Genomic DNA, 21,564 nt, shown 5'->3' on the forward strand with positions numbered 1-21,564 from the left:
TGAGACCGGCACTCATCGCAAAAATCTCGCCCGGGCCACCCCTCTCCCCACCCTCTCCCGCAGGGGGAGAGGGAGCCTGACAGGCGTGCTCACCTCACTTGCCTGAGCGGCGCACAACCGCGCAAAATTCAAGTCGCTTCGAAATTCGCGCTCCACCGCCGCGCCAGCAGGACCAACGACTCGCCGGACACTGCGAACATCTGTCGCGCCGGATCCGCGCGGCGCGGCATAGATCTTGCTGCGATTCGGCTTGTTTGAATTCATTGCCGTGCGGCCCCGCCCGTTTTCCGGGCATTCGGATTTCACCGATGCGCTGTCTTGTCGTCGCCGACCTGCATTACTCGTTGCCGCAGTTCGACTGGCTGCTGGCGGCGGCACCGCAATTCGATCTCGTGATCTTCGCCGGCGATGCGCTCAACCTCGGCTCGGCGGTCGATTTCCGCGCCCAGATCGTCGTCGTCACGAAATACCTGTCGCGGCTCGCCGATCTCACGCGGGTGATCTTCTGCTCGGGCAATCACGACCTCGACGAGCGCAACCCGGAGGGCGAGAAGATCGCGCGCTGGGTCGCTGGCATCAGGGAATTCGGCGTCGCCTGCGACGGCGACAATCTGACCATCGGCGACACGCTGTTCACGGTGTGCCCGTGGTGGGACGGCCCGCTGGTCAAGGCGCGGATCGACGCGCAGCTTCGCGCCGCAGCCGCGGTACCGCACAAGCGCTGGGTCTGGGTCCATCACGCCCCGCCGGCGGATTCGCCGACCAGCTGGGGCGGCAAGCGCTTCTTCGGCGACGCCGAGCTGCTCGGCTGGATCGGGCGCCACCATCCGGCGATGGTGATCTCGGGCCATGTGCATCAGTCGCCGTTCATCCAGAGCGGCTCGTGGTTCGACCGGATCGGAGCGACCTGGGTGTTCAACACCGGCCTGCAGCCCGGCCGGCCCCCGGTCTACATCGTGCTCGATCTCGCGCAGGACAAGGCGTTCTGGCTCGCCGCCGGCGATGCGCAGATGATCGATCTCAAGGCGCCGCTGTCGCGGCCGGCGGCGCCGCTGCGCGATGCGCCGGACTGGCTCATATCCTTGGATCGGATTGCCGATCCGAGCCTGGCGCGACCTGCATCGGCGGCAGGTTGATCATGCTCTGCAGCACCTCGCCGACCATCGCCAGATGGGTGCCGTGATCGGCATATTGGTGCATCAGGTCGGCGAGATAGGTCGTGGCGACATGAAGCCGTTGTGCCAGCAGCTGCGCGATCAGCAGCGCCACCGCCGGCTGCTGGCGCAGGAACGAGGCCGCATCGTCGAACTCGTACAGGACGCAATCGGAGGCCGTGCGCACCTTGGCGCTGTGCGCCCGGTCGAGCAGCACACTCATCTCGCCGAACACCGCGCCGGGCTCGTCGATGACCGCCACCAGGCTGTCGCCCTTGACGACTTCCACCTTGCCCTCGAGCAGCACGAACAGGTGCCCGGTCTTGCCGCCCTCCTCGATGAAATCCGTGCCGGCCGGCAAGCTGCGCCTGCGACCGCCGGTGCAGTGATCAAGGATCGCTCGCATGTTTCATCTCCGTCTCCGGTCAGACTAGGCAGAGATGCTGTCGCGTCAAACGGCATTAGCTGGGCGTTCTGCCCAAATTGTCGGCACGCCACCGCGTGACCCGCGGCGCGATCCAGCCCAGTGCTCGTGCCTCAGGCGGGGGCGTTATGCTTGACCGCCAGGAAATCGCCGATCGTATCGAGGAACAGTTTTGGCGCTTGCAGTTGCGGGACATGCGCACACCCCGGAATGACCCTGAGCCTGGCTCTCGGCAGGCCGCCTGCCAATTCGTATGACATCGGCGGCGGCGTTGCCTCGTCATACTCGCCGACCACGACGAGCGTCGGTATAGTCACGCTGCGTAATTCGGCACGAAGATCGAGGCTCGCCAGCGCGTCGCAGGCCGCGCAGAACACGTTGAGATCGGTGCGCAGGAATGCATCGCGGCGATCCTGCATCAGCGCGGGATGCTGCGCCTGGAAATCCGGTGCGAACAGCCGGCGCATTGCAATGTCGGTGATCGCGGCGAGCCCCTTCTCGCGTGAAACCCGGGCCATGTTGCGAAACGCCTCGCGGCCCGGCTCGGAGAACGCCGCACCGCTGTCGGCGAGGATCAGCCGGCTCGCGATCGCCGGGTGGCGGATCGCCATCTGCAGCGCGACGAACCCGCCATACCCATTGCCGAGCACGATGGCCGGCGCGCCATCAGCCGCATCATGCACCGCGTCCGCCATCCGGTCGGCAATTGCGGCAAGGCCCCCCTCGGCCGCGCTCGACCGGCCGAATCCCGGTAGTTCCGGCACAATGGTCCGAAACGACCGGGCAAGCTCCGGCACGATTGCATCGAAGCTCGCGCGATCCGACAGCAGCGAGTGAAACAGCACCAGCGGCGGCCCCTCGCCCGACTGGGCTGCGTTGACTGTGCGGTTGGCCAAAAGCCTGTCCATCGTCGCTCTCTTTCAAATCGCGTCCGAAATTCGCGCATCGGGGCTCCGAAGCGCCCCTGCGGACGATTGATAAATCAAATCACCCGGATTTCAAGGATTTCAGCTTGACGTGATATTTCACAAACTGCATTTTATTGGGCAGGAGACCCAATGAAATGATACTTCTCCGCGAGAATATCTACGAAAACCTGCGATCTGATATTTTATCATGTCAGTTAGCTCCCGGTGATGAAATACGAGAGCAGGATCTGGCCGAGCGTTACGCCGTCAGCCGCCAGCCGGTCCGGGACGCCCTGCTGCGGCTCGAGCGCGAGCACCTCGTGACGGTGCAGCCCCGTCAGGGTTACCGGGTCAATCCGATCTCGCTGTCCGACGCGCGCGATCTGCTGCGCTTCCGCCTTGCGCTCGAGCCGGCCTGCGTCGCCGAAGCAATCGAGAGCGCGCCCGACAGCATCCTGAAATCACTCGATGAATTCCGCCGCTTCTCCGGCAGCCATGAAGACTTCATCACCTACAATCGCGGCTTCCACTCGGCGCTGGCGCACGCATCGGGCAACCGCCGCATGGCGACCACGCTCTGCGACCTGATCGGCCAGGCCGATCGGCTGGTGCGCGTCAGCGTCTCCAATCTAAAGGGCCACGACCCGGCGAAGCTCGTGGCCGAGCATGTCGCATTGATCGACGCCATGCAGCAGCGCGAGGCACGCACCGCGGCCCGCATCATCAAGGCTCACATCGCGGCGACCGAAAAGCGCGTGCTGCCGGCACTCAAGCGCAACGCCGTCATCGTCGAAGAGAGGTCATCATGAACATTCCGTCGAAGCCCGCGACGATCGACGTCGAGATCCACGGCAACTTCATCGACGGACGCGAGGTCGAGGCCGGAGACGGCGAGATGCTCGACGTGCGCAATCCCGCGACCGGCGACGTCATCGCCCGGATTCCGAATTCGACCGCCGCGGATATCGACCGTGCGATGAAGAGCGCTCGCGCTGCATTCGAAGGCAAGGCGTGGGGCGGGATGGACACGAGGGCGCGCGCCAGGCTCGTCAACAGGCTCGCCGACGCGTTCGAAGCCAATCTCGACACGCTGTACCGGCTGGAGACGTTGAACAACGGACGCCCGGTCAACGAGACGCGCGCGCAGCTGTCGCGCCTGCCGGATTTCTTCCGCTACTTCGCCGGACTCGCGCTGTCGCGCCGTGATTCCGTCATTCCGGTCGAAGGCGCATATCTGAACTACACCCTGCGCACGCCGATCGGAATCGTCGCCAACTGCACGCCCTTCAATCACCCGCTCATGATCTTGTGCAAGTCGCTTGCCGTCGTGCTGGCGACCGGGTGCGTCACCGTGGTCAAGCCGTCGGAATACACGCCGCTGACGACACTGAAGCTCGCCCAGATCTTCAGCGAGGCCGGACTGCCTCCCGGCGTCTTCAACATCGTGCTCGGCCTCGGCCAGAGCGCCGGCAAGATGCTCGCCGAGCATGGCGACATCAACAAGCTTGTGCTGACCGGCGGCACCGAAGCGGGCCGCATCGCGGGCAGCGCCGCGGCGAAGGTGTTCGCGCACCAGACCATGGAGCTCGGCGGCAAGACGCCGGTGATGATATTCGACGATTTCGACGTCGACCGCGCCGTCAACTATGCCGCGTTCGGCGCCTTCATCGGCGCCGGCCAAACCTGCGTTTGCGCGTCGCGCCATATCGTGCAGGCCTCGATCTACGACGAATTCGTCGAAAAGCTGCAGGCCAAGACCCGCACAATCCGCATTGGCGATCCGTTCGATCCGAACACACAGCTTGGGCCGGTGATCTCGGCGCGCCAGCGCGACCGCGTTCTCAGCTATGCGCGCTACGGTCATGAAGATGGCGCGCGGCTGCTCACCGGCGGCGTGGCCGCAAAGGTCGCGGGCCACGACAACGGTTATTTCGTCGAACCCACCGTGTTCGCCGACGTCAAATCCGACATGCGGATCTTCCAGGAGGAGGTATTCGGTCCCTTCACCTCGGTGACCCCATTCAAGGACGAGGCCGACGCACTCCGGCTCGCCAACGACTCGCCCTTTGGCCTCGCCGCCGCCATTCGCACCCGCGACGTCGCGCGCGCGCATCGCGTGGCCGCCGCGGTCAAGGCCGGGATCGTCTGGATCAACGATCACCACCGGCTCGATCCGGCCTCGCCCTGGGGCGGCGTTGACGATTCCGGCATCGGCCGGGAATGCGGCACCGAGAGCTTCGACGACCATTTCAACACCAAGAGCGTGATGGTCGCGACCCACGAACAGCCGTTCGATTGGTACCGCGACACGGCCAGCCAGCGCCGGCTGAACTAGAGCTTTTCCCGTTCCGATGGAATCGGAACGGGGCTCTAGATTCTTGTTTTGACGCGTTTTCTTCACGCGAACCGGTATCCACTTCGCTCGAAAACGCTCTAGCCGCAGTCGAGCAAAGCGGCAAACCGCCCATAGATGGCGGGCCGCATCACCGAGGAAACAGTCAAGGGGAGAGCGCATATGTCGACATCGGTCAATGCCGGGGGCCGCCTCGATCGGCTACCGATCGGACCATTCCATCGCCGGATCATGATCCTGATCGGAATCGGAATGTTCTTCGACGGTTTCGACATCTATATCGCCGGCACAGTGCTCGGCGTGACGCTGAAAACCGGGTTCTCGACGCTCGCCCAAAACGCCGCGTTCATCTCCGCAACCTTCGTCGGCATGATGCTCGGATCTTTCGGCACCGGCTTCCTCGGCGACCGGTACGGACGGCGCTTCACCTACCAGTTCAATCTGCTGCTGTTCGGCATCGCGTCCCTGGCGGCGGCGTTTGCGCCAAACATGGCCTTTCTGATTGCCTGCCGTTTCGTGATGGGCGTCGGTCTCGGCGCCGAAAATGTTGTCGGCTATTCCACGATGACCGAGTTCGTGCCGGCCCGGAGCCGCGGCAAGTGGCTCGGCTTCACCGCCGTCTGCGTCGTGACCGGCCTGCCCATCGCGCTGCTGGTCGCATCGGTCGTCGTCCCGCAATTCGGCTGGCGCGCGATGTTCGTGCTGGGCGGCGTCGGTGCCTTGATCGTCTGGTACCTGCGCAAGTCGCTGCCGGAGTCGCCGCGCTGGCTGGAGGCGGTGGGACGCACCGCCGAGGCCGAGGCGCTGATGCAGGCGATCGAGAAGGAAGCTTCCCAGGGGCAGCCCTTGCCGGCCCCCGCGGCTGCAACGCCGGCACCGGTGTCGCCCGATCTCGCCACGCTGTTCACCGCGCCGCTGCTCTCCCGCATGATCGTCGGCGCGGTATGCCTGATTACCATCAATACGCTACTCTACGGCTTCGTGACCTGGCTGCCGGTGTTCTTCATCAAGCAGGGCCTGTCCGTCGCGACTTCGTTCGGCTACTCGCTGCTGATGGCGCTTGGCGCGCCGATCGGCTCGGCGATCGGCGCCCTGACCGCCGACCGCTGGGGCCGCAAGCCTACGATCATCGGCGCATCGCTGATCTCGATCATCCTCGGCGTCATCTATCCGATGATCTCGGATCCGTTCCTGCTGCCGGCCGTCGGCTTCGCGCTGACCGTGCCGATCTATGTCTTGGTCGCGCTGTTGTTCGGCATCTATATTCCCGAACTGTTCCCGACCGAGGTGCGGCTGCGGGCATCCGGCATAGTCAACACACTCGGTCGAGGTGCCACCATCGTGACACCATTCCTGGTCGTGATGCTGTTCGAAGCGCGCGGCGTCGCCGGCGTGATGGCCCTGATGATCGGACTGCTCATCGTGCAGATCATCACCGTATGGGCGCTCGGCATCGAGCCGCGGCACCGCAGCCTCGAGGAGCTCAAAGGCGAGGAATCACCATCCGCAATTCCGCAGGAAGCGTCGTGAGGCGGAGCGACCTTTCTCGCGACAAGCTTTGACGGCGCGGGATACCCGCGCCGTTCGCGTCACTCCCACATCTCCGGCGTGACTCGCCCGGCGAAGCCGCAGTCGATGACCCGCTCCTGCGGATTGCGATCGACGATCAACCGCAGCAGGTCGGGGCGCGAATAATGGCCGCCGATATCGCACAGCGCCTTGGCGGCGAGCACGGCCTCCCGCGAGCCGTCCGCGATCAGGATGGTCTCGCCCTGCGCCGGACCTGCGATGACCTCGCCGCGCGGATCGATGATGACGCTGTCACCGCTGTACTCGATCGTCGAGAGCTCGCGGTAGCGTTCCGGCGTGATTTCGTGCGAGCGCATGCCGCCGACCGCGATGACGTAGCAGCCGGCCTGCGAGGCGAACGCGCGCGACAGCAACAACTGCCGCGGCCACAGCGGCGTCGGCGACGGTGGCGCCACCACGGGCTCCCGCCCCGGCCACGCCGCGACGTGGATCTGCGTTCCCTGCGCGGCCAGCGCATAGCCGGGCAGCATGGTGTTGTGCTCCCAGCAATTGAGGCCGCTGATCCGGCCATAGGGCCGTTCATGCACGCGCAGCCCCGCCGCGTCACCATCGGCCCACACCGAGCGCTCGTTGAAGGTGGGCTTCAGCTTGCGATGGCGGCCGAGCAGCCGTCCCTCGCGGCCGATGAACAGCAGCGTGCAGTAGACCGTGCCCTTGGTCACGGCATCACGTTCGGCGACGCCGATCACGACATCGATGCCGGCAGCCTCGGCGGCGGCGCAGAGCCGATCGGTCGCGGGCGAGGGAATCTCGACCGCGTTGTCGAGATATTCGGCCATCGCGCGAAACGTGTTCGGCCCGGTCGGCGCGTGACAGAAGAAGGGATAGCCGGGCAGCCAGGTCTCGCCGAAGGCGGCGATCGTCGCGCCCATGGCGCCGGCCTCGCCGATCAGGCGGCAGGCCTTCTCCACCGAGGCGTCGCGATCGAATGGCACCGCCGTGGCCTGGACCGCCGCGAGCCTGAAATGCGTGTCGGATGTCATGGCTGTGCCCGCGTCAATCGACGCCCTTACGGGCGGCATCGAGCGCGCCCGCAAGCAACTCCAGCGCCTTGACGCGCCGCCGTCGCGCCAGACGCGCCTCGCCGACCTTGCGCTCGTGCTCGCCGGCGATGAAGGCCTGGATGTCCGGCAGCGGACGAATGACGCCACGGCTGCCCCACTGGCCGTCGGGGATCTCGGTCGGAAACACCCAGACCTGCGGCGTCACATCGTCGAACGAACCGCCGGCGGCGCGCACCACGGCATCGGTGACGTCCTTCACCAAGGCCGCGCGCGAGGCTTCGGTGTACTGCCCCTCGGGCACCGTCGGGACGATGCGATAGCGTGGCGACGGCGATGGCGCGCCCGCCACGTAGACGGCGGCCGGCCGATGCAGGAAGACAACGGTGACGCCTTGCGCAACCTTGTTCGCCGGATCGAACCCCTCGTGGCCGATCAGGATATCGCCGAGTTCCTTGATGAGCCGCGCTTCCGCTTCCGGCTTCAGGGCTCCTTCGGGAATTGTCACGTCGATCATCGGCATTGAGAGACCTCCTGTTGTTGACAGGACGAGGTCTATGCGCGGCGTGCTCCCGGCAGCAGTGGCAGTATCGCCATTCTCGGGGCAAATTCGGACACGGCGTTCTCAGCTCGCGGCGGCCCTGCGCACGAACCGGCGCTGGTATTCGCGGGGCGAGAGCCCGGTTTCGCGCTTGAACAGCCGGCGGAAGGTCGACAGATCGTCGTAGCCGACGCGCGCACTGACCGCGTCGAGCTTCAGCCGCGTGGTTTCGATCAGGCGCTTGGCCACGTCCACCCGCAGCGCTTGCAGATATTGCAAGGGCGCCTCGCCGACCGCCAGCTTGAAGCGGCGGTTCAACGTCCGCTCGCTGACCGCAAGGTCGCGGGCCAGCCTGGCGAGACTGAAGCCCTGCTGCAACGACTTCTCCATCATGCTCTGCGCCCGCGCCACCAGCGCGTCGGAGTGCTGTGTGTCGCGCGCGCGGCTGGCATAGGGTGCCTGCGAGGCGCGATTGCTGTCGATCAGCATCAGCTTGCCGGTCTCCGCGGCGACATCGGCACCGGCGAATTTCTCGACCAGCCGAAGCGCGAGATTGAGCGAGGTGGTCACCGCGCCCGAGCAGACAATGCGGTTCTGCTCGGTGAGTATCTCGGCGACGCGCAGATCCACCGCCGGATAGCGCATCGCGAATGTCCGCCCCTTGGCCCAGTGGGTGGTCGCAACCCTGCCGTCGAGCAGCCCGGCCTCGGCGAGGATGAAGCTGCCGGTGCAATAGGACGCAAGCAGGGTGCCGCGCTCATGCTGCCGCCGCAGCGCCGCGAGCAGCGGCGCGACGGTATCGAGCCGCGCGAAGAAGCGCTCGATATCGCCGACGAACGGTCCCGGAATCACCACGGCGTCTGCCGTAGACCGCGCGCCGATCGGTCCATCGACGCCGATGACCTGGCCGGACGCCGTCTGGACCGGCCGGCCACTCAAGGACTCGACGCGCCACCGCAGTTGTGACGGCTTGACGCTGTGACGCCGGGGCCGCCGCGCCATCACCGAATTGGCGGCGGTAAACACGTCGACAATCCCCGCCACACCCGAAGCGAGGATGCCGTCATAGACCCAGATCCGGATGAGTGGCATGGCGTGTCCGATTTTGCACAATATGGTGCAATTCTGCCATTGCATGGGCGACCGGACAAGCCGGCGACAGCGCGCGCCGAATGTGACGCGCCGTGTGACTGCCCGACGGGCAATTCGGCAAAAACCTGTCGCTCGGACAAACCATGTCGCGAGAATGCGGGCGTACGACTCACAGACCGCACCACACATTCGCTGTCGTCCCGGCCTAGTGCGCAATTGCGCACGGGGGGCCGGGACCCATATGTGGACGGCCCCCGTGGCACAAGAGCTTTTTGGTGAGATCGGATCGCTTGCATCCATATGTCCGGCCTGTTGAGTGCGATCGGGTCGATCGCTGGCCAAGATGGGTTGCGCGATGCGAGTTCCAAACAACCAGGCGACCTGTTGACGGCCGATGGGTCCCACGGATTGTCTCGCATCGTTGCTCGATCGATCGCTCCATCTGCTCCTGCAGCTCCGGGTCGACCGGCGAGCGAGCCCGCCGGCCGGCCAATCTGTTAGGTGGCCGGAATGGGATTCATCCGTGCCACATCGTAGCTCTCACCTGTTGCCATCAGCTTCCAGGCGATGCGGGCCACCTTGTTGGCGAGCGCCACGGCCGCAAGCTTCGGCGGCTTGCGCTGGATCAGTGCCAGCAGCCAGCGCGAGTGATGACCGCGCCCGCGCCTGGCCTGCTGGATCACCGCCGTGGCCCCGATCACCAGCAGCCGTCGCAAGTCCTCGTCGCCCGCCCGCGTAATCTTGCCGAGCCTGGTCTTGCCGCCGGTGGAATGGTCTTGAGGTGTGAGGCCGAGCCAAGCCGCAAAGTGCCGGCCGGAACGGAAGGCAAGCGGATCCGGCGTCTTCATCACCAGCATCGTCGCAATGATTGGACCGATCGAGGGGATCTGCGCCAGACGCCGACCCGTGGCATCGGATCGGTGCCAGGCCATCAGCTTGGCTTCGATCTCCCCAAGCTCGCCCTCAAGCCTGGTGTACTCGCGGCCCAGCACGACAAACAACTCGCGCGCCAGGGCGGGAAGCGTCTCGTCCTGCGCAATCCGCGCCAGCAGCGGCTCGACCTTGTCGACCCCTTTGGCTGCGATCAGGCCGAACTCCGCCGCATGGCCACGGATCGTATTGCCAAGCTGGGTGCGCCGGGCGATCAATCCATCGCGGATACCCGTCAGCATCAGCGCGGCCTGTTGCTCGGCCGTCTTGACCGGCACAAAGCGCATGCTCGGCCGGCCCATCGCTTCACACAGCCCTTCCGCATCCCGCCCGTCGTTCTTGTTCCGCATCACGTAGGGCTTCACCAGTTGCGGGGCCATCAGCTTGACCTCATGGCCGAGCTTGCCAAGCTCTCGCGCCCAATGCTGCGAGCCTCCGCAGGCCTCCATCCCGATCACCGTCGGCGGCAACTTGGCGAAGAAGTCCAGCACCTGCTTCCGCGACAGCTTCTTGCGCAACACAACCTGCTCGGCTGCATCAACCCCATGCAGCACAAAAATATGCTTCGACGTATCCATACCGATGCGGATAATCTCTCTCACGGACGGCTCCCTTGTCTGAGATTTGCAACAACCTCATTCTGGCACAACTGATGCCGTAGGGGGCCGTCCACCCCATCAACCATCAATGCTGATCATTGCGCGACGCTGAAACGACGAGTCCCGTTCACACCACAAGCCGCGGCGTATGGGTCCCTGCTTTCGCAGGGACGACAGCGGAGTATCTGGCCGCGTACCGCCTGTTCACATCGCCCGCACAAATCTGCGAAAGCCCGGCGCGCCGGTCATCGCTTCGAAGGCGGCGTCGCGTTTCTCTTCGGCGAAGGCGAATCCGGCCTTGGCGTAGCAGCGTTCGGCGGCGTCGTTGCCGATCAGGAACGAGATCGATGCCCGCGCGTAACCCGCCGCCTTGCCGTCGGCGAGTGCGCGGCGGATCAAGTCCTGCACCAGACCGCCGCTGCGACGCGACGCTTGTCGGGCGACATGCTCGATCAGCCAGTCGCCCTCGCCGCCCTGCACCCAGCAGTTACGGGCATAGCCGCCGCGCGCGACGATGGCATCGGCATCCATGCCGGTCTCTGCTGCGATTTCCTCGATCGCCGCACGTGCCGCGACGACGGTTCCGGATGCCGGCATCGCGCACAGTGCGGCGGCCGGCACACCATCGACTTCAGCGATCAGGAAATGGGCGACGTGATACCATGATCGCACCCGCGCCACGGCAAGCCGCGTCATGAACGCCAGGCATTCCGCCTCGCCCCGGTCGAGCGCGATGTCGAACCAGCCGCGCGGCAATGGGCCGCGCTGCGCGGCCAGGACGGTGCGGGCGATGAAGCCGGCGTCGTCGGGTCGTGCGGGACGGATCGAGGATCGTCCCGCGCCGATCATCTCAGGTATTCTTCAGCGCGACGCGGAATTCGGCCTCGGTCTTGGCCTTGACCTCATCGAGCGTGACGCCGTCGGCAAGCTCGATCAGCGCCATGCCGTCCTTGCCGTGCTTGTCGATGGTGAACACCGCAAGGTCGGTGACGACCATGTCGACCACGCGCTCGCCGGTCAGCGGCAGGTTGCACTGCTTGAGCAGCTTCGGGCCGTCCTTGGCGGAATGCTCCATCACCACCACGACGCGCTTGACGCCGGCGACGAGGTCCATGGCGCCGCCCATGCCCTTCACCATCTTGCCGGGGATCATCCAGTTGGCGAGGTCGCCGTTCTGCGCCACCTGCATGGCGCCGAGGATCGACAGATCGATATGGCCGCCGCGCACCATGCCGAAGGAATCGGCCGAGGAGAAATAGCTGGTCGAGGGCAGCTCGCTCACGGTCTGCTTGCCGGCGTTGATCAGGTCGGCGTCGACCTCGTCCTCATAGGGGAACGGGCCCATGCCGAGCATGCCGTTCTCGCTCTGCAGGCTGACGTCGATGCCGTCGGGAATGTAGTTCGAGACCAGCGTCGGAATGCCGATGCCGAGATTGACGTAATAGCCGTCGCGCAGCTCCTTGGCGGCGCGGGCGGCCATCTGTTCACGGGTCCAGGCCATGAGGCTCTCCTGAAGAATTGGGTTTTAGGCGGCGGGCCGCGGACGGGTGTTGCGGAACTCGATCCGCTTCTTGCCGGTCCCGACCTCGATGATGCGTTTGACGAAGATGCCGGGGGTGTGGATGTGGTCCGGATCGATCTCGCCGGCCGGCACCAGGTGCTCGACCTCGGCGACGGTGACCTTCGCCGCGGTGGCCATCATCGGGTTAAAGTTGCGCGCGGTCTTGCGGTAGACGAGGTTCCCGGCGGTGTCGCCCTTCCAAGCGTGGACGATGGCGACGTCGGCGAACAGGCCGCGCTCCATGATGTACTTCTCGCCGTCGAATTCCTTCACTTCCTTGCCCTCGGCGATCAGCGTACCGACGCCGGTCTTGGTGTAGAAGGCCGGGATTCCGGCGCCGCCGGCGCGGATGCGCTCGGCCAGCGTGCCCTGCGGGTTGAACTCGAGCTCGAGCTCGCCGGCGAGATATTGCTGGGCGAACAGCTTGTTCTCGCCGACATAGGACGAGATCATCTTCTTGATCTGGCGCGTCTCCAGCAGCCGGCTGAGGCCGATGCCGTCGACGCCGGCATTGTTGGAGACGACGGTGAGGCCCTTGACGCCGGACTCGCGGATCGCGTCCGACAGGGTCTCGGCGATGCCGCAGAGGCCGAAGCCGCCCGACATGATCATCATGCCGTCCTTGAGGAGACCATCGAGTGCCGATTTGGCGTCGGGATAAACTTTGTTCATGCAGCGAATACCTGATGGAGGGCGCGGAACGGCTGTGGCAAAGCGGATTATTAGGCGAAATCTTCGCAGTGCGTCAATCACGGCCGGGTGCGGCGACGGGCGGCGGCCTGCGGCAATCAACATGGCCTTGAAAGCGACAAGAAAACCCTTCAAGTTGCGTGGGTTGGCAGGGGCCTCCGGCGAGAGCCCGCTGTGTTCGACGACGACCCGACAAAGCTCAACCCGACCCGGATATGTCATTGACGATGGCCCAAGGAATTAAGCGCCTGGGGATGCCGATCGCGGCGCTTTTCGGCCTGGCGCTGGTCGGGCTGGTCGGAACGTCGTGGTTCCTCAACCGGGACGCGCTGCAGCGCGCGGTGGAGGCGCAGATTCGCGCCGTGACCGGGCTCGAACTCGTCGTCAACGGCCCGATCGACGTCTCGGTTTTTCCGGGCAGCTACGTCTCCTTTCATAATGTCGGGCTGAAGGGCGCCGATACCATCGGTCCCGCCCTGCAGGTCGACGTGCTGACCGCCAATCTCCGCCTGCTGCCGCTGTTGCTGCGGCGGTTCGAGATTGCCGATGTCATGATGCTCCGCCCGCATATCCATGTGGTCCGCGACGGCGCCGGCGAGAGCAATTGGACCCCGTTCGTCGAGACCATCGCCAAGGCGATGACGCCCGGCGCCGAGAATCAGGTGTCGTTCTCCGAAATCCGGATCCAGGACGGCGAGCTGAATTACCAGGACGGCACCAACAACATCTCCGAACAGCTCGGCGATATCGACCTGTCGCTGGCCTGGCCCTCGATCTCGCGCTCCTTTGCCGCAACCGGCCAGTTCGACTGGCGCGGCGAACGCGTCGACGGCTCGATCAGCGCCAGCGACTTCGTCGCGTTGCTGTCGGGCGACCGCTCCGGCCTGAAGGCGCGGCTCGCCAGCGCGCCGCTGAAGGTTGCTTTCGACGGAACCGTCGCCAACCGCACCAGCCTGATGATGGAAGGCGTCGCCACCATGGACAGCCCGTCGCTGCGCAACGCGTTGCGCTGGATGGGACAGGCCCCGCCCGGCGGCGGTGGCGGCTTCGGCCGCTTCGCGCTGAAGGCCCGTGCCAATGTGGTCGGCGGCTCGGTCGCGCTCACCAATGTCAATGTCGAGCTCGACGGCAACGTCGCCGAAGGCGTGATGACCTACGCCAATAACGGCCGGCAGACGCTGCAGGCGACGCTTGCCGCCGGCAATCTCGATTTCACGCCCTACATCTCGACGTTCCGCCTGCTGGCCAGCGGCCAGCGCGACTGGAACAGGCAGCTGTTCGACCTGTCCTCGCTGTCGTCGACCGATCTCGACATGCGCCTGTCGGCGGCCAAGGTGACGGTCGGCCCGTCCAAGCTCGGCCGCACCGCGTTCGGCGCCAATCTGCGCGGCGGCGCGCTGGCGCTCAGCGTCGGCGAGGCGCAGATGTATGGCGGCATCGCCAAGGGCTCGTTCGCGATCGCGCGCTCCGATGCGGTCGCCGACGTCAGGGCGCAATTCCAGTTCACCGATGTCGATTTGCAGGCCTGCGCCAGCGAATTGTTCGGCATCAACAAGCTGTCCGGCCGCGGCAACCTCAACGTCTCGCTGACGGCCTCGGGCTCGAGCCCGTTCGGGCTCGCCTCGTCGCTCGACGGCACCGCGACGCTGAACGGGCATGACGGCGCGATCGCGGGCTTCAATGTCGAGCAGCTGTTGAAGCGGCTGGAGAAGCGGCCGCTGTCCGGCGGCGGCAATTTCCGCTCCGGCTCGACGCCCTACGACAATCTCAGCATCTCGGTGAAATTCGCCGACGGCGTCGCGACCGCCGACGACATTCATGTCGAAAGCCCCACGGCGAAGATCACGCTGACCGGCACGGCCTCGGTGCCGTCGCGCGAATACGATCTCAAGGGCGTCGCCAGCCTGACCTCGGCGTCGGCCGGCGGCAACGGTTTCGATCTGCCCTTCGTGATCCAGGGGCCGTGGGACGATCCGCTGATCTTCCCCGATCCGGAAAGCCTGATCCGCCGCTCGCCAGCCTCCGCCCCGCTGCTCGATGCGGTGAAGGATCGCAAGACCCGCGACGCGGTGCGCTCGGTGATCGAGCGCTTCACCGGCGGCGCCGCGCGGCCCGCGGCGGCGCCCGATGCCGCGGCAGGCGCGCCCGGCAGCGCACCGGCGGCGTCGGCCGAGAATGCGAAGTCGAACTGATCGAATCCATTCACTTTGCGCATCAATGCACCGGGACCGATCCACGCGCTCGCCGCAAACCCCTACGCAAGTCGGCGGCGCGACATCTTTATCGGGTCACGGGCATGCGCTAGTGTTTTCTCCAACCGGTTAAAAAGCCGGCCTCATGAGGGAGAACAACGTGAGATCCAAGGTTATCGGTGCACTATCAATTGCGGTCGCCGCGGTCGGCCTGTTCGCCGCAACTGCACCCGCTCTGGCCCAGGGCAAGACGATCACCGTCTGGTGGGGCAAGGGATTTTACAAATCCGAAGACGACGCGCTGCTCGAGACGATCAAGAAATTCGAAGCCAAGACCGGCATCAAGGTCGAACTGTCGCAATACGCGATCCAGGACATGATTCCGAAGACGGTCGCCGCGCTCGATTCCGGCACCGTGCCCGACGTCGCCTATTCCGACTCCTACGACGTGCAGGCGCAGGGCAAATGGGCCTATGAGGGCAAGCTCGAGGATCTCTCCGACATCCTGCTGCCGATGAAGGACGCGTTCGCGCCGAACACGCTGGAGACGGCGCTGCTCTACAATGACGTCGCCAAGAAGAAGGCCTATTACGGCTTCCCGCTGAAGCAGCAGAGCATGCACGTCCAGATCTGGGGCGACATGCTCGAGAAGGCCGGCTTCAAGGCCGCCGACATCCCGACCAAGTGGGAGGATTACTGGTCGTTCTGGTGCGACAAGGTGCAGCCGGCGGTCCGCAAGGCGACCGGCCAGCGCATCTACGGCGTCGGCCAGCCGATGGGCGTGGAATCCACCGACTCGTTCCAGTCGTTCTACACCTTCATGGACGCCTATCACGTCAAGCTGGTCGATGACGACGGCAAGCTCTTGGTCGACGATCCCAAGGTGCGCGACGGGTTGATTCACGCGCTGAAGGACTACACCGACACCTACATCAAGAGCTGCTCGCCGCCCTCCTCGACGACCTGGAAGGATCCGGACAACAACGTCGCCTTCCACAACAAGACGATCGTGATGACCCACAACTTCACGATCTCGATCGCGGCGAAGTGGTTCGAGGATTCCACCAACCCGGCGCTGACCGACGCGCAGCGCGCCGCCGGCAAGCAGGCCTATGAGCAGGACATCATCACCGCGTCCTTCCCGAAGGCGCCGGACGGATCGACGATCCGCTACCGCTCCGACGTCAAGACCGGGTTGATCTTCGCCAACGCCAAGAACAAGGCGGAGGGCAAGCAGTTCATCGCCTTCCTGCTACAGGAAGACAATGTCCGCCCCTACATCGAGGGCGCGCTCGGCCGCTGGTTCCCGGTGACCAAGGCCAGCCAGGCGAGCCCGTTCTGGCAGGCTGACCGGCATCGCAAGGCGGTCTACAATCAGTTCACCGGCGGCACCGCGCCGTTCGACTTTACCAAGAACTGGAAGTTCACCATCCTGAACAACGAGAACGTCTGGGCCAAGGCCATGAACCGCGTCGTCAGCGAGAAGGTGCCGGTGGACAAGGCCGTCGACGAACTGATCGCCCGCATCAAGCAGGTCGCGGGGTAGCAGTTGCGAGACCGACTGCCGCGGCACATTTCCCTGGTCGTCCCTGCGAAAGCAGGGACCCATACGCCGCGGCGGTCGTTTTCGAGAATGCTGGTCGACGGCTTTCGTGCAATAACGAAAGCCGGTGGTTATGGGTCCCTGCTCCGTGCGCAACTGCGCACTAGGCAGGGACGACAGGGTAGGCGTAGGCGCAAGCGGTAGCTTGCTCAAAGAGTAACCGAATGGCGATCACACTCTCCGCATCCGATGTCCCCTCGCCGCCGTTGTCGGCGCGGCTGTCGCCGCCGCAGGTCTGGGGCATCGTGCTGCTCGCGCCCTATCTGCTCGTCTTCCTCGCCTTCGTGGTCTATCCGGTCGGCTACGGCCTGTGGCTGGCGCGCCATCCGGCGAGCTATGTCGCGCTCTATCACGACCCGATCTTCGCGCGCGCGGCGATCAACACGCTGATCTTCCTGGTCATCGGCATCAACATCAAGATGCTGATCGCATTGTTCCTGTCCGGCTTCTTCGCCCAGCAGCGGCCCTGGATCAGGTGGCTGTCTGTCATCTTCATCCTGCCCTGGGCGGTGCCCTCGATCCCGACCATCCTGTCGGTTCGCTTCATGCTCAACCCGGAATGGGGCGTGGTCAACCAGTTGATCTTCAAGTTCACCGGCGACGACGGCCCGAACTGGCTGAACGATCCCTCGGTCGCGCTAGCGATGGCGATCGGCGTGCACATCTGGAAGTCGCTGCCGTTCTGGACGCTGATCCTGCTGACCGGACGGCTCGCGATCTCGCACGACCTGTACGAGGCCTCCGACGTCGACGGCGCCAATTGGTGGCAGAAATTCCGCTACATCACCTGGCCGTCGATGCAGACGCTCTACGTCACCTGCACGCTGCTCTCGATGATCTGGACGCTCGGCGACTTCAACAGCGTCTATTTGCTCACCGGCGGCGGCCCCGCCGACCTCACCCACGTGCTGTCGACCCTCGGCATCCGCTATCTGCGCCTCGACCAGCTCTCGCTGGCAATGGCCTCGATCGTCTGCGCGATGCCGTTCGTGCTGCCGCTGGTCTATTTCATGATGAAACGGTTGTCGCGATGAAGCTGCCCACCCTCCGCGAAGTCGGCACCGAAGCCAAGCTGCTCCTGATCGGCATCCCGGTCTTCATCTGGACCATGATCCCGATCTACCACATGTTCGTGTTCGCGATCTCGCCGAAGGAGGACGCGTTCTCCGGCAAGCTGTGGCCGACGCATCCGACGCTGCACAATTTCGAGATCGTGTTCAACCAGCAGCACTACTTCCTGCGCGACTTCTGGATCCAGTTCTGGAATTCGACCGTGATTGCGCTCGCGGTCGGCGCGCTGACCCTGTTCGTCGCCACCGCCGCCGCGTTCTCGATCTCGCGGCTGCGCGTGCCGGGCGGCCGCGCCGTCATGAACATGGCGCTGTTCACCTATTTCATCCCGGCCGCGTTCCTCGCCGTGCCGATGTACCGCACCATGGGCAATTACGGCCTGCTCAACAATCACTGGTCGCTGATTCTCGCGATGGTGACGATCGCCGCGCCCTACGCGATCTGGGTCCTGAAGCAGGCCTCCGACAAGCTGCCGGTCGAGCTGGATGAAGCCGCGACGATGGACGGCGCCACCACGCTTCAGCTGTTCCGCCTGGTCTATGTGCCGCTGATGATGCCCTCGCTGGTCGCGGTCGGCACCTATGCGATCCTGCTCGCGTGGAACGAATATCTCTACGCGTTCCTGCTGCTGTCGAAGGACACCGACATCACGCTGCCGGTCGCGCTCGGCAACTTCCTCGCCGCCGACGATTCGCCATGGGAGCTGTTGATGACCACCGGCTTCATCTACGCGCTGCCGCCGGCCGCAGTCTATTACGCCTTCAAGCGCTACATGGTTGGCGGGCTGACGGCAGGCGCCGTCAAGTCGTGACGGGCTTCATAGCGGCGCGGCGCTCTCGCCGCGCGCGCTCGACAGTTTCGAGGCGAACGAGGCGATCACGATGATCACGGCGATCAGCGCGATCACCAGCGTGCAGATCGCGTTGATCTCGGGTTTCACGCCGAGCCGGACCTCGGAATAGATCCGGATCGGCAGCGTCGCCGAACCCGGGCCGGTGGTGAAGCTCGCGATCACGACGTCGTCGAGCGACAGCGTGAAGGCCAGCATCCAGCCGGCGACGATCGCCGGCACGATCAGCGGCAGCGTCACCAGGAGGAACGCCCGCACCGGATCGCAGCCGAGGTCCATCGCGGCCTCCTCCAGGCTGCGGTCGAGCGTGGAGAGGCGCGACTGCACCACGACCGTGACGAAGCACATCGTCAGCGTGGTGTGGGCGATCGTCACCGTCCAGAACCCGCGCTCGGCGCTCAGCGCCACGAACAGCAAGAGCAGCGACAGGCCGGAGATCACCTCGGGCATGACAAGCGGCGAATACAGCATGCCGGAGAACAGCGCCCGCCCCCGGAACCGCTCGCCGCGCGCCAGCCCGATCGCCGCCAGCGTGCCCAGCAGCGTCGCCAGCGTGGCCGACACCGCGGCGACCGACAGGCTCATCCACGCCGCCTCCAGCATGGCGCGATCGCCAAAGAACTCGCGGTACCAGCGCAGCGACCAGCCGCCCCACACCGTCACCAGCCGCGAGGCGTTGAACGAGTAGATCACGAGGATGACGATCGGCAGGTAGAGGAACGCCAGCCCGAGCGCCAGCGAGGTCATGTTGAAGCGTGTAAGCCCGGTGCGTGCCATCAGCGGTCCGCCTCGAGTTGACGGCGTTGCAGGCGGTCGTAGAGCACGAGCGGCGGCACCAGCAGCAGCAGCAACGCGACCGCCGCGGCGGACGCGACCGGCCAGTCCTTGTTGGTGAAGAACTCGAGCCACAGCGTCTGCCCGATCATCAACGAGTTGGACCCGGCGAGCAGATCGGGGATCACGAACTCGCCGACAATCGGGATGAAGCAAAGCAGCGCGCCGGCGCCGACGCCGGGCAGCGACAGCGGAAACGTCACCAGCCAAAACGCCTGCAGCGGCGAGGCGCCGAGATCGCCCGCGGCCTCCAGCAGCGAGGCATCCTGCTTCGAGAGCGTCGCATAGAGCGGCAGGATCATGAACGGCAGATAGGAATAGACGATGCCGAGATACATCGCGCTGTCGGTCGACAGCCAGACCACCGGCGTCGAGACAATGTGCAGCGCCAGCAGGATCTGGTTGAGCAGGCCGTCATGCTGCAGGATGTTGATCCAGGCATAGATCCGGATCAGGAACGAGGTCCAGAACGGCACGATGACCAGCATCATCGCCACGCCCTGCCAGCGCTGCGGCAGCCGCGCCATGCCATAGGCGATGGGGTAACCGATCAGCAGCAGGATCAAGGTCGAGGTCACCGCGACGACGAGGCTGCGCAGATAGGACAGGATGTACAGATTGTCCTGCAGCAACAGGCGGAAATTGTCGAACGACAGTTGCGCGAACGCCGCGGCAAGCGCCGCGCGGCCCTCGGTGAAATCGAACACCGGCGTATAGGGCGGCTGCGCGATCGCGGTCTGCGACAGGCTGATCTTCAGCACGAAGCCGAACGGCACCAGGAAGAACAGCACCATCCACAGATAGGGCGCGATCGCGGCGAGCCGCGCCGGCCGGGCGAAGATGCGGCGCGCGCTCATTGCTCGAGCACCAGGCAATCGTCGGCGGTGAACCAAGCCACCACGCGCTGGCCGGCGAGATAGGCATCGACATCGAGCCGCGCGGTGTTGGCCATCGACGAGCGCACCACCGCGCCGGTCTCCAGCTTCACCCGGTAGCTCGTCACGCCGCCGAGATAGTTGACGTCGGTGACGACGCCCTCCAGCCGGTTGATCGCCTGCGACGCGCCTCCTTCCGTTGCCGGCGCGCGGCGCGACAGCTTCACCTTCTCGGGGCGGATCGCGACGGCAACGACCTGCCTGGTCACCGGCGGCCACAGCTCGCTGACCGCGAGCGTGCCCGCATCAGCGGTCGCGACCGTCAGGCGCCCGTTCTCGCGGGACGTGACCTCGCCGTTGAACAGATTGATGTCGCCGACGAACTCGGCGATCCAGCGCGAGGCCGGCGCCTCGTAGAGATTGCGCGGGGTTGCGACCTGGACCAGACGGCCGGCATCCATCACGCCGATGCGGCCGGCCATCGTCATCGCCTCCTCCTGATCGTGGGTGACGATGATGAAGGTCATGCCGAGACGGCGCTGCAGCTCCATCAATTCGGCCTGCGTGCTCTCGCGCAGCTTCTTGTCGAGCGCGGCGAGCGGCTCGTCGAGCAGCAGCACCTGCGGGCGCCGCGCCAGCGAGCGCGCCAGTGCGACGCGCTGCCGCTGTCCGCCGGAGAGCTGGTCGGGCTTGCGCTTCTCCATTCCCTCGAGCTTGACCAGGGCCACCATCTCGGCCACGCGACCCGCGATGTCGCCGCGCGCCATGCCGGCGCGCTTCAGCCCGAAGGCGATGTTGTCGCGCACCGACAGATGCGGGAACAGCGCGTAGTTCTGGAACATCATGTTGACGGGCCGCTCATGCGGCAGCACCTGCGCGATGTCGCTGCCGCCGAGCAGGATGCGGCCCTCGTCCGGCGTCTCGAAGCCCGCGAGCATGCGCAGCAGCGTGGTCTTGCCGCAGCCGCTCGGGCCGAGCAGCGCGAAGAATTCGCCGGCGCGGATATCGAGCGAGAGCTTGTCGACCGCGCGAAAATTGCCGAACGACTTGGCGACACCCTCGATCCGCAGCAGCGGCATGTCCGAGACGGCCGGTTCAGGCAACGGCCTTGCCGCCTCCGCACTCGCTTCGCCCGATGTCACGTCCGTCAGCCCCGATTCCCCGTAAGGTCCGATTCTGGCGGCAAGCTAGCGGTGGATCGCCACCGGCTCAACCGCCTCACGGACATCTCCCGCAATATTGTCGGCTTCCGCGCCTCTGCTGGGCGTGGACTCAAAAGCACGTGCTCAACCGTAG

Annotated in this window: 20 protein-coding genes; 8 read left to right on the forward strand and 12 right to left on the reverse strand. The window is 65.4% G+C overall.

Translation table 11 applies throughout. From position 1 onward, the window contains the following. Window positions 1-308: 308 nt before the first annotated feature. Complete coding sequence (locus XI02_RS38385; protein ID WP_172646790.1) at window positions 309-1,136, forward strand: metallophosphoesterase; 828 nt, start codon at window positions 309-311, stop codon at window positions 1,134-1,136. Here the strand turns inward: XI02_RS38385 and XI02_RS38390 are convergent. Beyond that, window positions 1,075-1,560: a Crp/Fnr family transcriptional regulator gene (locus XI02_RS38390; RefSeq protein WP_016842321.1), complete on the reverse strand. Its 486-nt coding sequence runs from the start codon at window positions 1,558-1,560 to the stop codon at window positions 1,075-1,077. The two genes, XI02_RS38385 and XI02_RS38390, sit on opposite strands and share 62 nt — an antisense overlap. 131 nt (window positions 1,561-1,691) lie before the next feature. Further along, complete coding sequence (locus XI02_RS38395; RefSeq protein WP_016842320.1) at window positions 1,692-2,486, reverse strand: alpha/beta fold hydrolase; 795 nt, start codon at window positions 2,484-2,486, stop codon at window positions 1,692-1,694. A gap of 155 nt (window positions 2,487-2,641) precedes the next feature. Here XI02_RS38395 and XI02_RS38400 point away from each other — a divergent pair, with 155 nt between their 5' ends. From XI02_RS38400 to XI02_RS38410, 3 genes are all read left to right on the forward strand, one after another. Beyond that, window positions 2,642-3,295 (forward strand): GntR family transcriptional regulator, encoded by a 654-nt coding sequence (locus XI02_RS38400; RefSeq protein ID WP_075969134.1) that lies wholly within the window; start codon window positions 2,642-2,644, stop codon window positions 3,293-3,295. Beyond that, window positions 3,292-4,821 carry an aldehyde dehydrogenase gene (locus XI02_RS38405; protein ID WP_016842317.1) on the forward strand — a complete coding sequence of 510 codons (1,530 nt, stop codon included), beginning with the start codon at window positions 3,292-3,294 and terminating at the stop codon, window positions 4,819-4,821. Before XI02_RS38400 ends, XI02_RS38405 begins: the two co-directional genes overlap by 4 nt. Before the next feature lie 180 nt (window positions 4,822-5,001). Continuing rightward, the gene (locus XI02_RS38410) at window positions 5,002-6,369 is read left to right on the forward strand and encodes an MFS transporter (RefSeq protein WP_172646789.1); all 1,368 of its coding nucleotides are present in this window, start codon (window positions 5,002-5,004) and stop codon (window positions 6,367-6,369) included. Between the two features lie 59 nt (window positions 6,370-6,428). Here XI02_RS38410 and XI02_RS38415 read toward each other — a convergent pair whose 3' ends face one another. The 7 genes from XI02_RS38415 to XI02_RS38445 form a co-directional block, all read right to left on the reverse strand. Further along, complete coding sequence (locus tag XI02_RS38415) at window positions 6,429-7,412, reverse strand: carbon-nitrogen hydrolase family protein (protein WP_172646788.1); 984 nt, start codon at window positions 7,410-7,412, stop codon at window positions 6,429-6,431. A gap of 13 nt (window positions 7,413-7,425) precedes the next feature. Then, a complete protein-coding gene (locus tag XI02_RS38420) occupies window positions 7,426-7,953 on the reverse strand; it encodes a tautomerase family protein (protein ID WP_172646787.1) in 528 nt (175 codons plus the stop codon). 102 nt (window positions 7,954-8,055) lie between these two features. Beyond that, entirely contained in the window at window positions 8,056-9,063 is a 1,008-nt protein-coding gene (locus tag XI02_RS38425) for a GlxA family transcriptional regulator (RefSeq protein WP_172646786.1), read from the reverse strand. A 497-nt stretch (window positions 9,064-9,560) separates the two neighbouring features. Continuing rightward, window positions 9,561-10,595, reverse strand: a complete 1,035-nt coding sequence (locus tag XI02_RS38430; RefSeq protein ID WP_172646394.1) for an IS110 family transposase — start codon at window positions 10,593-10,595, stop codon at window positions 9,561-9,563. Between the two features lie 201 nt (window positions 10,596-10,796). Next, entirely contained in the window at window positions 10,797-11,441 is a 645-nt protein-coding gene (locus tag XI02_RS38435) for a GNAT family N-acetyltransferase (RefSeq protein ID WP_172646785.1), read from the reverse strand. Between the two features lies 1 nt (window position 11,442). Further along, window positions 11,443-12,093, reverse strand: coding sequence for a 3-oxoacid CoA-transferase subunit B (locus XI02_RS38440; protein ID WP_018268725.1), 651 nt, complete (start codon window positions 12,091-12,093; stop codon window positions 11,443-11,445). A 24-nt stretch (window positions 12,094-12,117) separates the two neighbouring features. Next, the gene (locus XI02_RS38445) at window positions 12,118-12,825 is read right to left on the reverse strand and encodes a CoA transferase subunit A (RefSeq protein ID WP_028336014.1); all 708 of its coding nucleotides are present in this window, start codon (window positions 12,823-12,825) and stop codon (window positions 12,118-12,120) included. Window positions 12,826-13,070: 245 nt separating this feature from the next. Between XI02_RS38445 and XI02_RS38450 the strand changes: the two genes are divergently transcribed. The 4 genes from XI02_RS38450 (at window position 13,071) to XI02_RS38465 (ending at window position 18,520) form a co-directional block, all read left to right on the forward strand. After that, window positions 13,071-15,035 carry an AsmA family protein gene (locus XI02_RS38450; RefSeq protein WP_069280107.1) on the forward strand — a complete coding sequence of 655 codons (1,965 nt, stop codon included), beginning with the start codon at window positions 13,071-13,073 and terminating at the stop codon, window positions 15,033-15,035. Between the two features lie 160 nt (window positions 15,036-15,195). Next, on the forward strand, window positions 15,196-16,581 hold the full coding sequence (locus tag XI02_RS38455; RefSeq protein WP_172646783.1) for an ABC transporter substrate-binding protein: 1,386 nt from the start codon (window positions 15,196-15,198) through the stop codon (window positions 16,579-16,581). Between the two features lie 221 nt (window positions 16,582-16,802). Next, window positions 16,803-17,672 (forward strand): carbohydrate ABC transporter permease, encoded by an 870-nt coding sequence (locus XI02_RS38460; RefSeq protein WP_026191797.1) that lies wholly within the window; start codon window positions 16,803-16,805, stop codon window positions 17,670-17,672. After that, complete coding sequence (locus XI02_RS38465; protein ID WP_016843362.1) at window positions 17,669-18,520, forward strand: carbohydrate ABC transporter permease; 852 nt, start codon at window positions 17,669-17,671, stop codon at window positions 18,518-18,520. Before XI02_RS38460 ends, XI02_RS38465 begins: the two co-directional genes overlap by 4 nt. Window positions 18,521-18,526: 6 nt before the next feature. On the opposite strand, the gene XI02_RS38470 is transcribed toward XI02_RS38465, so the two are convergent. From XI02_RS38470 to XI02_RS38480, 3 genes are read right to left on the reverse strand one after another with little or no spacing between them, the layout of a single operon-like run. Beyond that, window positions 18,527-19,336: an ABC transporter permease gene (locus XI02_RS38470; protein ID WP_172646782.1), complete on the reverse strand. Its 810-nt coding sequence runs from the start codon at window positions 19,334-19,336 to the stop codon at window positions 18,527-18,529. Next, entirely contained in the window at window positions 19,336-20,250 is a 915-nt protein-coding gene (locus XI02_RS38475; RefSeq protein ID WP_172646781.1) for an ABC transporter permease, read from the reverse strand. The genes XI02_RS38470 and XI02_RS38475 overlap by 1 nt, the downstream gene beginning before the upstream one ends. Further along, a complete protein-coding gene (locus XI02_RS38480) occupies window positions 20,247-21,419 on the reverse strand; it encodes an ABC transporter ATP-binding protein (RefSeq protein WP_172649042.1) in 1,173 nt (390 codons plus the stop codon). Before XI02_RS38480 ends, XI02_RS38475 begins: the two co-directional genes overlap by 4 nt. Window positions 21,420-21,564: the final 145 nt, after the last annotated feature.

The sequence above is a fragment of the Bradyrhizobium sp. CCBAU 21365 genome (assembly GCF_015291305.1).
GTDB lineage: Bacteria > Pseudomonadota > Alphaproteobacteria > Rhizobiales > Xanthobacteraceae > Bradyrhizobium > Bradyrhizobium elkanii.